At 43.3% G+C, this 15,785-nt stretch carries 16 protein-coding genes; 4 read left to right on the top strand and 12 right to left on the bottom strand.

Features of this window, described 5'->3' with window-relative positions; genetic code table 11:
- Positions 1-34: 34 nt before the first annotated feature.
- The 6 genes from benC to A3K91_RS07950 all read right to left on the bottom strand — a co-directional run bounded on the left by benC (position 35) and on the right by A3K91_RS07950 (position 5,963).
- A complete protein-coding gene (gene benC, locus A3K91_RS07975; RefSeq protein WP_062844785.1) occupies positions 35-1,051 on the bottom strand; it encodes a benzoate 1,2-dioxygenase electron transfer component BenC in 1,017 nt (338 codons plus the stop codon).
- 105 nt (positions 1,052-1,156) lie between these two features.
- Positions 1,157-1,654 carry a benzoate 1,2-dioxygenase small subunit gene (gene benB / locus A3K91_RS07970; RefSeq protein ID WP_062844784.1) on the bottom strand — a complete coding sequence of 166 codons (498 nt, stop codon included), beginning with the start codon at positions 1,652-1,654 and terminating at the stop codon, positions 1,157-1,159.
- Positions 1,655-1,718: 64 nt separating this feature from the next.
- Positions 1,719-3,092 (bottom strand): benzoate 1,2-dioxygenase large subunit, encoded by a 1,374-nt coding sequence (gene benA, locus A3K91_RS07965; protein ID WP_062844783.1) that lies wholly within the window; start codon positions 3,090-3,092, stop codon positions 1,719-1,721.
- Positions 3,093-3,251: 159 nt separating this feature from the next.
- Positions 3,252-4,175 carry a catechol 1,2-dioxygenase gene (gene catA, locus A3K91_RS07960; RefSeq protein ID WP_062844782.1) on the bottom strand — a complete coding sequence of 308 codons (924 nt, stop codon included), beginning with the start codon at positions 4,173-4,175 and terminating at the stop codon, positions 3,252-3,254.
- A 226-nt stretch (positions 4,176-4,401) separates the two neighbouring features.
- Positions 4,402-4,692, bottom strand: coding sequence for a muconolactone Delta-isomerase (catC, locus tag A3K91_RS07955; RefSeq protein ID WP_062844781.1), 291 nt, complete (start codon positions 4,690-4,692; stop codon positions 4,402-4,404).
- Positions 4,693-4,790: 98 nt separating this feature from the next.
- Positions 4,791-5,963 carry a muconate/chloromuconate family cycloisomerase gene (locus A3K91_RS07950; protein ID WP_062844780.1) on the bottom strand — a complete coding sequence of 391 codons (1,173 nt, stop codon included), beginning with the start codon at positions 5,961-5,963 and terminating at the stop codon, positions 4,791-4,793.
- A gap of 213 nt (positions 5,964-6,176) precedes the next feature.
- Here A3K91_RS07950 and A3K91_RS07945 point away from each other — a divergent pair, with 213 nt between their 5' ends.
- Complete coding sequence (locus tag A3K91_RS07945; protein WP_062844779.1) at positions 6,177-7,094, top strand: LysR family transcriptional regulator; 918 nt, start codon at positions 6,177-6,179, stop codon at positions 7,092-7,094.
- Between the two features lie 116 nt (positions 7,095-7,210).
- On the opposite strand, the gene map is transcribed toward A3K91_RS07945, so the two are convergent.
- Together map and A3K91_RS07935 are read right to left on the bottom strand one after the other, a co-directional pair.
- Positions 7,211-7,993, bottom strand: coding sequence for a type I methionyl aminopeptidase (map, locus tag A3K91_RS07940; protein ID WP_062844778.1), 783 nt, complete (start codon positions 7,991-7,993; stop codon positions 7,211-7,213).
- Positions 7,986-8,192: a ParD-like family protein gene (locus A3K91_RS07935; protein WP_062844777.1), complete on the bottom strand. Its 207-nt coding sequence runs from the start codon at positions 8,190-8,192 to the stop codon at positions 7,986-7,988. The genes map and A3K91_RS07935 overlap by 8 nt, the downstream gene beginning before the upstream one ends.
- 264 nt (positions 8,193-8,456) lie before the next feature.
- Between A3K91_RS07935 and A3K91_RS07930 the strand changes: the two genes are divergently transcribed.
- Positions 8,457-9,359, top strand: coding sequence for an alpha/beta fold hydrolase (locus tag A3K91_RS07930; RefSeq protein WP_062844776.1), 903 nt, complete (start codon positions 8,457-8,459; stop codon positions 9,357-9,359).
- Positions 9,360-9,376: 17 nt separating this feature from the next.
- On the opposite strand, the gene A3K91_RS07925 is transcribed toward A3K91_RS07930, so the two are convergent.
- Complete coding sequence (locus A3K91_RS07925) at positions 9,377-10,744, bottom strand: aminotransferase-like domain-containing protein (RefSeq protein ID WP_062844775.1); 1,368 nt, start codon at positions 10,742-10,744, stop codon at positions 9,377-9,379.
- Positions 10,745-11,110: 366 nt separating this feature from the next.
- Here A3K91_RS07925 and A3K91_RS07920 point away from each other — a divergent pair, with 366 nt between their 5' ends.
- A complete protein-coding gene (locus A3K91_RS07920; RefSeq protein ID WP_062845939.1) occupies positions 11,111-11,974 on the top strand; it encodes a DMT family transporter in 864 nt (287 codons plus the stop codon).
- A gap of 28 nt (positions 11,975-12,002) precedes the next feature.
- On the opposite strand, the gene A3K91_RS07915 is transcribed toward A3K91_RS07920, so the two are convergent.
- Complete coding sequence (locus A3K91_RS07915; protein ID WP_062844774.1) at positions 12,003-12,611, bottom strand: LysE family transporter; 609 nt, start codon at positions 12,609-12,611, stop codon at positions 12,003-12,005.
- 215 nt (positions 12,612-12,826) lie between these two features.
- Between A3K91_RS07915 and A3K91_RS07910 the strand changes: the two genes are divergently transcribed.
- The gene (locus A3K91_RS07910; RefSeq protein WP_062844773.1) at positions 12,827-13,714 is read left to right on the top strand and encodes a LysR family transcriptional regulator; all 888 of its coding nucleotides are present in this window, start codon (positions 12,827-12,829) and stop codon (positions 13,712-13,714) included.
- Positions 13,715-13,783: 69 nt separating this feature from the next.
- On the opposite strand, the gene A3K91_RS07905 is transcribed toward A3K91_RS07910, so the two are convergent.
- Together A3K91_RS07905 and A3K91_RS07900 are read right to left on the bottom strand one after the other, a co-directional pair.
- Entirely contained in the window at positions 13,784-14,077 is a 294-nt protein-coding gene (locus A3K91_RS07905) for a DUF3325 domain-containing protein (RefSeq protein WP_062844772.1), read from the bottom strand.
- Position 14,078: 1 nt separating this feature from the next.
- A complete protein-coding gene (locus tag A3K91_RS07900; protein ID WP_062844771.1) occupies positions 14,079-15,764 on the bottom strand; it encodes a PepSY-associated TM helix domain-containing protein in 1,686 nt (561 codons plus the stop codon).
- Between the last annotated feature and the right edge of the window lie 21 nt (positions 15,765-15,785).

Raw genomic sequence — 15,785 nt, 5'->3', positions numbered from 1 at the left:
TATGACGTGATCTTCCTAGTATGTTGCGATGCTACTACTTTTCACTTGGCGTAAATTTCTCATAATAAAAATTACTGGGCTTGAGCTGGCTGGCATCTAACCAATGACTGACAGCATCAACCATGGCTAAAGGGCCGCAAAGATACACGTCGACATCACCGCCATTTAACCAGTCCTCTTCCACGTGACTTGTGACATAGCCTTTACGCTCGTGACGACTGTCTTCGCTTGCCACACAGGTACGATAATCAAACCAAGCATGGTTTTGTTTCACCTCTTCAAGTGTTTCGATTTCTACCAAATCTGTATCATTGGTGACCCCATAAACCATCTTGACAGGGTGATGACCGCCAGCAACTTCCAAACTTTTTAACATGGATAAAAAAGGTGCAATGCCCGTTCCACCTGCCAAAAATAGAGTCGGACGCACAAGAGGACGCAAGTAAAAGCTACCAAATGGCCCTTCAAAATCAATGTCTTGACCAAGTTGCGCGATATCCGATAAAAAGGTGCTCATCTTGCCGTTAGGAATATTACGAACCACAAACTCAGCCTGCTTGGCATTGGGCACAGAGCTGAACGAGTAAGAGCGTGTCTCGTCAGAATTGGGGATGTTGATATTGACGTATTGTCCGGGCAAAAATACCAAAGCATCTGGATTTTCGATATCAATGCCAAAATGAATGGTTGATTCAGACAAGACATTGAGCTGTTGAAGTTTGCCTTTAAAAGTCGATTTACCGACTTTGCAAGCTTCAGAAGAGCTTGGTACTTTAATGACACAGTCGCTTTCAGGAATCATCTGACAGGTCAATACATAGCCTTCGCTAGCTTCAGCTTCTGTGAGTGCATCTTCGATATACATATCAGGGTGCATGTCATAGCTGCCCGATTCACAATGGCAACGGCAAGTGCCACATGCGCCATCTAGACAATCCACTGGAATGTTAAATTTTTGACGATACGCGGCTTCGGCAACCGTCTCATCTGCTTCACACTTAATAAATCCTGTGACGCCGTCTTCGAACTGTAGAGCAATATTGTATTCCATGAGAAATATCCCTTTTCAACACGTATGAAATGAAACGTAGTGACTAAATAGTGGCTAAGTATTGATTAGATAGTGGCTGATCAATGACCAAATAATTAGCGAATGTTAGATGTGATAGACATCCATGATTTGATGCACATAGTCGTCTTTTAAGACCACATACTTATCCAAAATCTTTGGCCGGTCTTGGGTCATGTCTATTTTGTACTGAGAGTAACCCCAGTAAGTATTGGTCTCATGATAGCGATAAGATTTATTAATCCAATTAAAGCGTACTGTCACGATACCGTTGTTATCTTCAAGCAGTTCAATGTTAGATAGATTATGAGCGGTGCGGGTATCGGGAATGGTCGCAGATGAGCGCTCCGTTTCGATACGGAAGATACGATCTTCAAGACCACGACGATCAGGGTAATAAATCAGTGAGATCTCTCTTTGTGGGTCACTAATCAGCTCGCCATCATCATCCCAACTCGGCATCCAAAATGGGCAGTCTTCGTCGTAACAGGCGAGCCATTCTTCCCATTTTTTTTCATCCAGTAAGCGTGCTTCACGGTACAAAAACTGCCGAATCTCTTCGATACTAACGCTTGTGTTTTTCATGATCATATCCTTATATATTGATTGGTCTTGCTATCACCAGTCAGTGACAGGCTTAGGTCGCCAGCTATACCGTGTCGTTGTTTTTTTGCGCCAAGGCTTTTTTCATCTCTTCATGCCAGTAGCGATGCTGTACGGTATAAAGACCCTCATCTTCAGTCTTAACCCCACTCATCAAAGGTTTAAGATCAATGGCAGCTGCGCCTTCATCAGCTCCTTCGATCCAATGCTCTGAGCCTCGGCACATATCGTTCCATTCCAGCTTAATTCCGTTATAGCCTTCTTGACATGAGCGGAACTCTTCCAAATCGTCAGGCGTCGCCATGCCAGTGACGTTAAAGAAGTCTTCGTACTGACGAATGCGGCGCGTACGTGATTCGTCACTTTCGCCTTTTGGCGCGATACACCAAATGGTGACTTCAGTTTTATCAACGGCTAGCGGACGAAGCACGCGGATTTGCGAGCCAAACTGATCCATGATGTAGACGTTTGGATACAGACATAAGTTACGCGAACGCCCAATCATCCAATCCGCCATCGCTTCGCCATATTTGGCCACATAGTCGTCGCGATACGCATAGTTTGGACGGTCTTGTGGGTTTTCCCAATGTGTCCATAGCAGCATATGACCGTTTTCAAAAGAGTAAAACCCACCGCCTTGACGACCCCATTTCCCTGCATTCATGGCTTTGATGTTGTCTGCCTTTATCGCTTCTTGCTCTTTACGGCGCGCAGTCGTCGCCGCGTAGTTCCAATGTACGGCTGACACATGGTAGCCGTCGGCACCATTTTCTGCTTGCAGCTTCCAGTTACCATCAAAGGTGTAGGTTGAGGTGCCACGTAGGACCTCGAGACCTTCTGGAGATTGATTGACAATCATGTCAAGGATTTTGGTAGAGCCGCCCAGCCACTCTTCGATAGGGGCAACGTCATCATTTAGGCTGGCGAATAAAAAGCCTTTATAGTTGGCAAGCTTGACTGGTTTGAGGTCGTGAGAGCCTTCTTTGTTAAAGCCTTCAGGGTACCCTGCGTGTCTTGGGTCTTTTACTTTGAGTAGTTTGCCTGAGTTATTAAAAGTCCAGCCGTGGAAGGGGCAGGTGTAAGTCGCTTTATTGCCTTTTTTATGACGGCATAATTGTGCGCCGCGATGTGAGCACGCGTTGATCATACAATGTAGCTCGCCTTCTTTATTACGGGCAAGGATGACGGGCTGACGTCCAATGTATGAGGTGTAGTAATCATTGTTATTTGGCACCTGACTTTCATGTGCCAGATAAACCCAATTGCTTTCAAAGATATGCTTCATTTCAAGCTCGAACAGCTCTTGATTGGTGAAGGCACTACGATGCAAACGATAAACGCCTTCTTCTTTATTTTCTTCTAAAAAATCATCGATGGTAATATCTGATCCTTCAGGTACTAGATTGATACGCTCGCTCATAATGGCCTTCCTTGTATAATAACGGTATGAAATAAGAGTAAGAGTCGACGCTTGATACGGCAGCTATGGACGTATCAAACGCAAAATTTGATGGTTTATTTATAGTCAATAGTAAATGGCCTTAAACGCTCGCTATTGCATGACACTATCAAGCGATCATTAACCTTGGGCGCGTCGGCGTTCGACTTCGCTGCCTTGGATGGATTGTTCGAGGTCTTTGACAAGATAAAAATCAAAATCAATGCTGGCGTAAGGCTTATCAACTTCTTTTTCTTTTAGCTTGTCTGCCTCTTCGACCATCGTGACTTCTGGTACTAAACCTTCACGGCTTGCAAAAGCGAAGTCATCCCATAAGTATTCATCGCCATCGATGTTGATCTGTGTGGTCAACTTGCGATAACCCTCTGCACTAGCAAAGAAGTGAATGTGGGCAGGGCGATGACCATGACGGCCTAGCGCACCGAGTACTTTTTGTGTCATGCCATCTGGTGGCACTGAATACCCAAGCGGTACAATGCTACGAAACGCATACTTGCCGTTTTCGTCCGTGATGATACTGCGACGTAGGTTAAACGGTGTTTGTGACTCATCAAAGAACGAATAGTTGCCCAAGCTATTGGCGTGCCAGACTTCTACTTTGGCGTTTGGTAGTGGCTGGTTGTCTTCACCATAAACCGTGCCTTGCATAAACAATACGGTGCCAATATCAAGATTCGTACCATCATCTAGACGCGCAAAACCTTTTTCTTCTGGCGCACCAGCGACATAAAGTGGGCCTTCGATGGTACGAACCGTCCCACCATCCAGCCCCGCTGCTTTTAAATCTTCTTCAATCATCAGATCCATAAAGTGATCGAAGCCAAGCCCAGGTGACAATAACCCTGCTTCTTTGCCCAAATCACCAATGAACTCCACACCAGACCAGTATTCATCGGCCGTGATTTTTAGATCGTTGATGGCTTGCATAAGGTCTGTGACGAGACGCAAAACGATCGCTTGTATGCGTGGATTGACTTGTTCAGGGAAGTCGATTTTGCCTTTGACGAATTGCGTGGCTAAAGCTTCAATTTGGCTGCGTTCCATGTCTCTCTCCTTGTTGAGGACTGTTTAAAAGGTCAGGTTATCGAGTATTCTTACTCAAATTTTGTTTGTCTGACTGACTGTTTGATCAAATTTTGGGTGATAAAGTACGCTTGGTCTCATATAGACCACGGCTGTTTAGTAATAAGAAATAAGAAGCTGTTAGTCAGCTGCGCTATTGAGGAGGTGTCTGGTTGTGATTACACTTATCAATAGCACCAGCCAGTTATCAGCTATCGTCATCACGCACAGAGGATGGATGACGAAGTAGTGGCGTGATCTCGACTTTCATATAAGGATAAAGCGGTAAGGACATCATGATATTGTGTAGCTCTTCATGACTCTCAACATCGAAAATGCTAAAGTTGGCATACTCACCAGCCAAACGCCAAATGTGACGCCATTTACCTTGCTCTTGTAGTTTTTGCGACAGGGCTTTTTCGGTGGTTTTAAGCTCATTGACCGTATCTACATCCATATCGGTTGGTAGTAAAACATCCATTCTGACGTGATATAACATAATTGTTTCCTTACATTTAATGAGGGGAGTGCGACTGATAATGGCTTTCTACCAGCCTTTATGGCTATTGGTATATTCTTATACCTGATAGTGCTCGGTTACACGGTCTCACTATAAGCATTACTTGCATAATCTAACGACGATGACGTTGTTAGCATGGCTGCTGCCTGCTTGGCATAGTGATAGACTTTGTCGCTGTCCACTTCGATGCCCAGACCTGCACCTGTAGGGACATTTAGGCCAAAATCTTGGTAGTCTAGTGGCTGTGCTAAAACGTCTTCGGTCAATAAAAGCGGGCCGAACAGCTCTGTATCGAACCTTAAACTTGGATACGTTGAGAACACATGGGCTGATGCCGCTGTGCCAATAGGGCCCTCTAACATCGTACCGCCATACAGCTCCACGCCCGCTAAATGTGCCATTTGTCCAATCAGACAGGCTGCTTTTAGGCCACCTGCTTGATTGATTTTTACCGCAAAAACATCTGCACAGTGGTCGGCGGCTAATTGAAACGCATTCTGTGGGTCTTGAACCACTTCATCGGCCATAATCGGCACATCAAAGTGCTCAGTTAAACGTTTGAGCGCTGATTTATTACGCATCGATACGGGTTGCTCGATAAGATCAACACCGCCATTTTGTAATAGACTGATACCTTTCATTGCTTCAAGTTCTGTCCAAGCCTGATTGACATCGACCGTGATGCGGCAGTTGGGTAAGGCTTGTTTGATTGCCAATACATGCGCCACGTCGTCAAGTATAGGACGGCTGCCAATTTTTAATTTAAAAATGCGGTGTCTGTTTTGTGCCACCATTTGCTTGGCTTCATTGATATCGGTCGCGGTATTACCACTGGCAAGTGTCCATGCCACTTCGATACGATCCCGAACACGACCACCGATTAGCTCACTAATAGGCAGGTTGAGACGTTTGCCTTCAATATCGAGTAATGCGGTTTCAATCGCGCATTTGGCAAAACGGTTGCCATTGATATGAATATTTAGCAATTGCATGGCTTTTGCTGCGCTAGCAGGCTGCTCTTTTAGTAATAACGGGGTAAAGTAGGTATCGATATTGGTCTTGATGCTGTGAGGGCTTTCGTCAGCATAGCTTAGACCACCAATAGTTGTCGCTTCGCCCCAGCCTTCATAGCCATCTTCTGTTTGGATGTGTACGAGTACGAGTACTTGTTCGTTCATGACGGTACAAGCAAGCTTGTGTGCTCGGATAGTAGGTATTGGTACCAGCAAGGTATTGATTGAACGAATCATGACAGTCCCTAATTGATGAATGGTGCTTCCATATGCTTAATAAGAACTATAAATGTTAGATATCAGCATGTCTAAGACCTATTTAGTCTAATTTTAATACCTTTTAGGTATTTTGATATTCATCTTGCATCATGTTATGTTCTTTAGGTATGACGTCCATTATGTCTAATCTTACTCAGCTGGCATTGTTATCTATATCAAGGAAGAAAGAAGATGGAACTGAGGCACTTACGCTACTTTGTGGCAGTTGCAGAAGAAAAGAGCTTCAATAAAGCGGCAACCCGTCTGTTTATTTCACAGCCGCCGCTTAGTAGACAGATTAAGCAGCTAGAGGATGAGGTGGGTGTCACGCTCATTGATCGAGAAAATCGTCCGCTTAAGCTCACTGAGGCAGGCGAGTTTTTTTATGATCATGCCATTCAGATATTAAAAAAATCAGACGATCTGCGTGCGATGACCATTCGTAAAGGCAATTTTGATAATACGCTGTCTATCGGTTTTGTCTCATCGATTCTATACGGCATCTTGCCAAAGGTCATTGCCCATTTTCGTGAAGTCTATCCAAACATAGAGATCAAACTCTATGAGCTGAACTCTTGGCAGCAAACACAAGGATTGATAGAAGGGAAAATAGACGTTGGGTTTGGCAGACTGTTATTCGAAGATGCTTCTATCAGGCGGATGGTGCTTCGAGAGGAGAGCTTGGTTGTTGCGGTTCCTATTGGTCATCCTTTAGTAAAAGAGGGGCGTACCAGTCTCAGACTAATCGATCTGACCAACGAAAATCTATTGTTATATCCAACCGCGCCGCGCCCCAGCTTTATAGATTATGTGTTGGAATTGTTTGAAGCACGTCAGTTAAAAGCCAATTATTTTACAGAAGTGCGTGAGTTGCATGTGGCGCTGGGACTGGTGGCGGCAGGTGAGGGTTTGACCATCGTGCCAAAAACGCTTGAACATTTGCGCAATCAAGAAGTGACTTATATCCCTTTTGAAGATGGATTGATTACGTCCCCAATTGTGATGAGCGTCAGACATTTCGACAAGTCGGAGCTATTAAAAACATTGCTAAATGTCACTTATCAAATCTACGATGCAGAAGGTTTTGATTATAAAAAAGAACGTATCTAGAGTCGTACAAGGTACAGTACATCAAAAATCCGCAGTAAAGGTTTACCCAATAAAAACCCCTGACAATCATTGAGTCGTCAGGGGTTTTTATTATCGTTCAGATGAGAGGGTATCTCTTATTTAATTGACAGAGATTCATCATCTCGAAGCGTAAGCACTTCATAACCATCTGATGTTACCGCAATCGTATGTTCCCATTGTGCGGACAATTTCTTATCACTGGTGACGACTGTCCAACCATCGTTTTTCGTTTTAACTTTGGCCTTACCTTGATTGATCATAGGTTCAATCGTAAAGGTCATCCCTTCTTCTAGCAATAAACCTTTTCCCTCATGCCCATAATGCAGCACTTCTGGTTTTTCGTGCATCTCACGTCCGATGCCATGCCCACAGTATTCTTTTACGATAGAGTAGCCATGTTTTTCAGCATAAGTCTGAATCGCATGACCAACATCACCAAGCGTTGCTCCCGGTCTTACCACCCGTATACCTTCCCACATAGCGTCGTAGGTTTTATCCACCAAACGTTTTGCTAGTGGTAAAACCTCGCCGATTAAATACATTTTGCTCGAATCTGCGATAAAGCCGCCTTGTTCTAAAGTGATGTCCACATTCACGATATCGCCTGATTTGAGTATTTGACTGTCTGAAGGAATACCGTGGCAGACGACATTATTGACGGAGGTATTTAGCGCATACTCATAACCATATTGACCTTTGCTCGCTGGACGTGCGCCTAGTTGATCGATGATATAACGCTCAGCAAGATCGTTGATCTCCATCGTAGAGGTGCCAACAGTAATATTTTTATCGAGATAGTCAAAAACAGAGGCGAGTAGGCGTCCAGACTTACGCATGATTGCCAATTCTTCAGGTGTTTTTAAAATGATGTTAGCCATCGATAAGATTTCCTATGTTGATATCTGCTTTTCTCATCTCTTTATTGATAATTTGGGAATACGACAAGGTGGGGTTGGCCTCAGCAAGCATACCTATCTTCATCCAATACTCAGCTTGGGCGTTGATTGATCGCACCATCACAGTACTCGCTTTGCGAATCTCTTCATGTAAATCATCATCGATTTTTACGATACCCATGGTAAATTCCTAATATACGAAATGTATATGAATCGTATATCATTATCAAAAAAATGCAACAGTATTTTGTTAAATGAGAGTGGGAGTATTTTTACTGATAGGATGATAGCCAGTTTTTTTATGCTATATTTCTAAACAAAGTTCAAAACAAAACGTTAATACCAGTAGCACTGGATCGTTGGCTTCAATAAACCTTTTGGCCTTAATGAATACGTCTGTACTCAAAATATTTTTAACTACTTATCCCATAATAAGAACCGTACTATGCAAACATTCGAACGTATTATTAATATAAATGGCAAAAACGCCCGATATTATGATCTGTCTGACTTAGGTCAAAAAACAAAAGATGCCAAGTCGACACCCGCACATTTTTATGGAGGTAATGGTTTTGCGACGGGGGTTTATATACCGCTATTAAGCAAGCTCAGTGAGCGCTTCGAGCTCAGTAGTCTGGCCATGCGTGGATATTGGCAAGATTTGCCAACGCTCAAAAAGCTGACCCGTGAGCAAGATGCAGATATGTTGATTGATTTTTTGGAGAAAACGCAAGATAAGCCGGTGGTGGGTATTGGTCATTCTCAGGGCGCGACTGCGATGGCCATCGCTGCTGCCAAACGCCCAGAGCTGTTTTCACAGCTGTATTTGATAGAGCCGGTGACGTTTACCAAACCGCAAAAGCTTATGATGGATTTGATGCCAGCTAAATTAAAAATGAGTCATGAGCCATTTAAAAGTACACTTGCTAAGCAGGCAGAGTGGCAAAGCATTGAAGCGTACTACGACTATCTACGAGCACATCGTGCCTTCAAACGTATTGATGATGACCATCTTTACGTCTTCGCAAAAAACAGTCTCGTTCAAGAAGAGCAGAAATATCGCTTACTGTTCACGCCCGAGCAAGAGCTGGCAAGCTACTTTGACACACCATTCGTCAATGACGCACTAAAGACGCTTAATAACATAGCGCTTCCCTATACTATTCTTATGGGTAAGCCTTCTATCTTTATTAGCCAAAAAGTTCGCAAAGTCTGGAAAAATCTGGTTCCAACCACACAAATTATTGAGTTACCAGACAATGGGCATCTTTTGCCAATGGAAGCGCCTGTACAATGCGCGAATCTGATTGTCAAAACCTTTAATGATAGTATGAGCGGTGCGGCATAACAGCTGCCAAGTGAGCGTTAGTTCAATGCCTGCGCCAATACCTCAAATATTTTGGCATCGTTTGCTTGGGCGACATTAAAACGCATAAAGCTTTCTGCATTTTTGGATTGGCTAAACGTATTTCCTGGAGCCAAGACCACGCCTTTTGATAAGCAATGGTTTGCTAATGCGGCGGCACTACGACTGTCAGGAAGTTTGCACCAAAGAAACATGCCTGCCTGCGGTATCAGCCAAGGCACAATACCCAGTTTGGTCAAGCGAGGCACTGTTTGGGCGCGGGCGCGTGCTAAGCGCGTATGAAGCGCCGCCATGTGCTTACGGTAGCCGCTATCCGTCAGTGCAGACAATACAACCGCTGCTGCTAGTTGACCACCGCCGAAACCTGTGGCTATTTTCAAGTCCAATAAATGCTCTACCCATTCATTAGGTGCAGCGATATAGCCGCAGCGCATGGACGCTGACAAGGTTTTAGAAAAACTGCCAATATAAAACACCTTTGATAACCCATCCAACGCCGCCAGTCTAGGCGCTGGTGTGGTCTCAAAATCGGCAAAAATATCATCTTCAATGATGTATAACCCAGCTGCTTGTGCCAACTGTAATACCCGATATGCCGTCGCTGGCGCTAAGGTTGCACCAGTGGGATTATGGATGGCGGCGTTAGTAATATAAAGGCGCGGTTTATGCTCGTTTAAGACCGATGCAAAGGCATCAACGTCTGGACCAGTTGGTGTATAGGGCACACCGACAACGTTCACCCGATGCGCTCGCAGTAAGGCATGAAAATTAAAGTAACAAGGATCATCCACCACAACGGTGTCACCAGGCATCAATAAAAAGCGAAAAATTAGATCTATCGACTGAGTGCCAGATTCTGTCAATATCACCTGTGCGGGCTTTGCCTCAATACCCAAGCCCGCCATACGCCTTGTCAATAACTGGCGCAGCTCTAACAATCCTAATGGTGAGGCATACTCGCTAATGACACTAGTATCTGCTTTGGCTACGTAGCGTAAACCTCGGCGCATGCCTTCTGCATATAACCAATCAGGCGGTAACCAGCCACAACCAGGTTTTAAGGCTTCACTCGTCGTTTCAAGAGACTGTCTCGATACCCATAATGGGTCTACGGCTCGATCCAGATTTGGCCCTATTGCTGCCAACGACAGAGGCGCTATGATATCGCAGACATAAAAGCCTGCACCAGGGCGAGAGACGATGATGCCATCTGTTTGTAGTCGCTCATAAGCTTCTACCACCGTAGAGGGCGAGAATCCGTGATGTTTGGCAGTGGCGCGCACAGACGGCAAGCGCGTTCCTGGCAGGTAAGTGACTGTGGCTATTTTTGCCCTAACATCTGCCATTATGATTTCAATTTTGGTCATTTAGCTCATCTCAGTACAGAACTTCTTAAAGCAGATTTTTAATCGAAGCCGACTATGGAAACTTATAGAGAGCCTGCTATCAAAGTTATAGTTAATCCTAAATAAAAAAGGTACAACAATAATGGCTGGACTGCCAACGATATATTTTCGTCGCCTCTGTCTGCGAAGGCATAGCAAGCAAGAAAATATGACGTTGGCAGCACCGTGTTTATTTTATAGTGGAGTGGCTATAGTGCCCTCTTAATATTAAAAGAACTGTATGGGCAAATGACACCAAACAGTTCTGTCTTATTGTACGGTATTGTATATAGATAACCTATCACGCTTTTGGTGTAATCATGACATCAAACACACAGTGATATGATTATGAAAAAATTGACTCAAGGATGGATTAGCGGACTGGTCGGCGTGGTTATTTTTGCAGGATCCTTGCCAGCGACTCGCCTAGCGGTGATAGATTTTGATCCTATGTTTCTTACAGCGGTACGGGCCACGCTAGCTGCATTATTGGGTGGTATGGTTTTATTAATTTTAAAGCAACGTCTACCAACCAAGATAGATTTACCATCTCTATTTATTGTGACTTTGGGTGTGGTTGTTGGATTTCCTTTGCTAAGCGCCTTGGCTTTACAGTATGTCACCTCTGCTCACGCAACTGTATTTTTAGGCATCTTGCCATTATTTACCGCCATTTTTGCGGTTTGGCGAGGAGAGACGCGTCCACCAGTATTGTTTTGGTTTTTTGCTTTGTTGGGTAGCTCGTTTGTCGCAGGCTATGCCGCATTAAATAGCGGACATGCTTCATTAGTAGGTGGGCTTTTGATGCTGGGTGCGGTGATGGCTTGTGGTCTGGGTTATGCAGAAGGTGGACGGCTGTCACGGACATTAGGCGGTTGGCAGGTGATCAGTTGGGCATTGTTGCTATCTCTGCCGATGATGCTACCGATGGTATGGTTGACGTGGCCAGAGTCTTTGGCAAAGGTGAGTATCACGGCTTGGGCAGGCTTGATTTATGTCTCTTTATTCAGCATGTTTATTGGATTTGTGTTTTGGTATCGTGGTTTGGCTTTAGGCGGCATTGCTGCCGTTGGCCAGTTGCAATTGATACAACCTTTTATGGCACTGGTACTGGCAGCTTTATTGCTTCATGAGATAGTCAGTACAGGTATGCTAATCAGCACGCTAGGCGCAGTGGCTTGCGTGGTCGGCGCAAAGAAGTATGCAGTTTAAAAATGCTGATTTCATTGTTCTTAATTTATCAGTTGACGTTTGTAAAGAGTAAGAATACACCCAACAATCCTAATATGAAACCAATCATTCGATTGATGGAGACTTGTTTTTCTAGCATTTTTGCTCTCAGCGTACGCTGAGAGAACAATAAAGCTACGATAGCAAACCATATAAAATGAGCCACAGACATAAATAAGCCGTAACCAATTAAAATGAATTTTGGAGTAGTGGTACTCACTATTTGTGTATAAGTACTAATAACAAACAACGTCGTTTTAGGGTTTAAGGCATTAGTAAAGAACCCATAGCGTAATGCTTGTCCGGAACTGATATGGGTAGAAGAAGCTATATCCTTTACAGGCTTTTGCGCAAATGTCTTATACCCAATATAAATAAGATAAAATGCACCAAGGTATTTTACGATGGTTAAGAAATTTGGTGCAAACTTAATGACAGCAGCAACTGCAATTAATGTATAAGCAACATGAACCAAGACACCTAATGCGATACCAATAGACGTTAACACTCCAATAGAACGGCCGTATAAATAGCTGTTTTTGGTCACAATAGCAAAATCAGCTCCAGGACTAATCACAGCAAGAATAGTAATAACGATAACTGCTAAAAACTCTGTCATTTAGTTCACTCGGTAGGAGAAGAAACAATCTTTGAGGCCTCATAAGCAGAGTATAAATGACACCGTTGATAAGGCGTGCTTTAAATGCGGTCAAAACTCTAGACTAATGGCTTTTTATAGATTGGTTTTTCATTTCATTAATTTAACTGTATTCTCCTACATTATCCGATAAACTAAAATTGAGTTTATTACATCATCATCTATGAGTTTTTAGCATGATAGAAAAAATATCGTTGAATACATTAAGGTTTTTTTATTACGTTGCAAAACACGGTAGTGTCACCTTTGCGGCTAAAAAATTGTTTGTGACGCAAAGTGCGGTGAGTAAACAGATTAAGAACTTAGAGGATACGTTAGGTCTTTCTTTATTTGATCGAGTCAATAAAAAACTGGTACTGACATCAGATGGCGAAACGCTTTTCTCTTGTTGTCAGCAAGTTTTTGCGAAATTAGAAGATTGCCTAGTTGACCTAAAGCAACAAGACAATCGAAAAAAACAACTTGTGCTGTCTTGTGAGCCCACCATTTCAATGAAATGGTTGATACCTCGTTTGGCTGAATTTAACACATTGAATCATGGGTTCGAAATAGTGTTATTGACAGGGGGTGGGGCTGTAAACTTTCAGGAAAAATCTATTGATATTGCTTTACGTAGAAATGACTTTGAATGGGGAGGTGATATATTCCATGACAAAATAGCGGAAGAGTACGTTGTCGCGGTTCGTAATACTAGAACTGAGCAAACAAGCACTATTTTACTGGCGTCTTCTCGACCAAATTTATGGCAGCATATACATAAGTCCAGATTGGTCAGTAGCGACATTCTATCGTATGAGCACATGGTGTTTGAACATTTTTATCTATGTATTGAAGGTTGCTTGGCAGGATTAGGTACTGCTATTGTTTCTATATTTATGGTAGAAAAAGAGCTTTCACATCAGTTTTTAGAATTGGTACAGCCTCCTGTCGTAGATGGATCTTCTTATCATCTATTGTCTTATTATCCTTTTCATGAAGATGAGAGAAAGGTGGTGTTTAAAAACTGGTTAAAAAAAGAGATGCAGAATAGCAAAGAGAACTTTATGAAGAGTTTTTCACTATAGTGACACTATAAAGTACCAGTTAATCGGCGACCCCAAACTAAATTTGTTTTCCTTCATAGTTAATGCAAGTTATGAATGTGACAGTTGCTCATAGATCATCATTATGAGATAGACCAAACCTGCGGCCATGGTTAAACTGCCAAACCATACCACCACAAAATAGCCTGTTTGGTATGAGGAATAGGTCAATAAAAACGCAATCGCTAATAGCGTGAATCCCAGCCAGCGTAGGCCTTGCCCTTTTGAAACAAGTGGCAGTTTATGCTGAAATTTATCCTTATGTCTTTTACTGGTTATCATTAAGGCAATCATACCCAGCAGATTTACCAAAAATAGCAGCTCAGATAATACTAAATTCGACATATTATGAGATCTCTATCTGAGAGGCGACGCGACGTTTTGACTTCGTTTTTTGCTTAGGAGACATTTTCTTAAAACTGACAGCATAAGTGATGTAAGCAAATAGCAGCGCTAGTATAAAAAACATAACATCAAAGCTGACGAACAACGCATCACCACTCAAAACACTTTGGAGAAATCCACGCTCGGTAGTGAGACTATTGAGGAGTGGCGTGAATAAAAGAGATAGAGTAACCAATGACAATAATACGCGCCACGCATGACGACTAGAAAGTACCAACGTCAGTATAAAACTACCGGCCCATATTATAAAAAACCCATCTATTTCCCATTTGGCGCGTGCAGTCATCTCTAAAGGTAACAATCGGTTGAGCCATAACAGTCCTACCATAGCCAACGGCAACCCAGCTAATGTCGCAATATTGAGCTTTTCTACCAGCCAAAATCCCAGATAAGGCTTATCCATATCAAGCAATTGGCGACGACGCTTCACCGTCCAAAGCACCAATCCAGTCGCAATCATACCGCAACCTGCGCCGCCCAATAAAAAATACATCCAGCGTAGCCAGTAATCAGCAAAGCGTCCTGCATGCAGCCCTATCATCACCGTATGGGTGGTCACAGCAAGTGGTGGTGGCTTACTTTGCTCAAGGATGTTTCCTGTCTGACCATCATAAATACGAAACGCACCGATTGTCGAAATTTGACGGTCGGCTCTGCCATCAACAATAATTTTACTATGGTCAGTATTGGGATGATTGATACTGACACTGGTAATCGCATAATTGGGATTGAGTTTTTGCCAATCTGTTTGAGCCGTTGTTAATAGTGGGGAAATATCGACCATCGGTGCAGGTTGCAACACGGTCGCATCGGCGGCTCGATAAGAGTAGATGCCTTCAAAAAGTTGCTCGGTATCAATATTGGCAACTTTGCCGCCCCATGGCATATACAGCGCAATCAACGTGATGATGCCAGTGAACGTAATCATGATATGAAAAGGCAGGGGTAGCACGGAAAAAGCATTGTGTGCATCAAGCCATGAACGTTGTCCTTTGCCCCAACGAAACGTAAAAAAATCGGTGAATATTTTTTTATGAACGATAACGCCTGCAATGATCGCAATCAACATCATCATAGATGCAATGCCGACGATTATTCTTGCCCATATCACACTCATATAATGTAGATCAAAATGCATGCGATAAAAGAAATTACCACCCGCCGTGTCTCTTGGCATATATGCTGTTTGGGTCTGCGTATCAAATTGATAGCGTAGTCTTTCGTCGTCAGCACTGGTGGTGATATGTAAACGCTGCTCGTTACTCGTACTGGTCGGACCTTTGGTAATAAACCAGTTTTTGGCATTTGCTTGAGTGGCTTGCAGATGGGCGATTGCCACACCAAAAGGCTCGGACGTCTGAGCCTTGTTTGGCGAATTTTGCGATGAAAGGGGTAGGGCTGAGGGCTTAGAGACAGCAGTAATCTCAGGTTGCATCCATGCCGTCAGCTCATTATTAAAATAGCTGACTGTACCCATCAAAAAGATCGTGAATAACAACCAACCCAATAGTAATCCAAACCAAGTATGGACATCAGACATCAGCAGCCGATAGCCTTTTACCTTGGTTTTATCTTTCTGCTGACGTTTGGTCATCGGCACGGATTGGGTTTTAGTAGAGTCTGACATCAAAGATGACCTGATAATAAA

This window comes from Psychrobacter alimentarius (assembly GCF_001606025.1).
GTDB lineage: Bacteria > Pseudomonadota > Gammaproteobacteria > Pseudomonadales > Moraxellaceae > Psychrobacter > Psychrobacter alimentarius.
The sequence above is the reverse complement of the archived record's forward strand: the minus strand, read 5'-3'. Positions and strand labels throughout refer to the sequence as shown.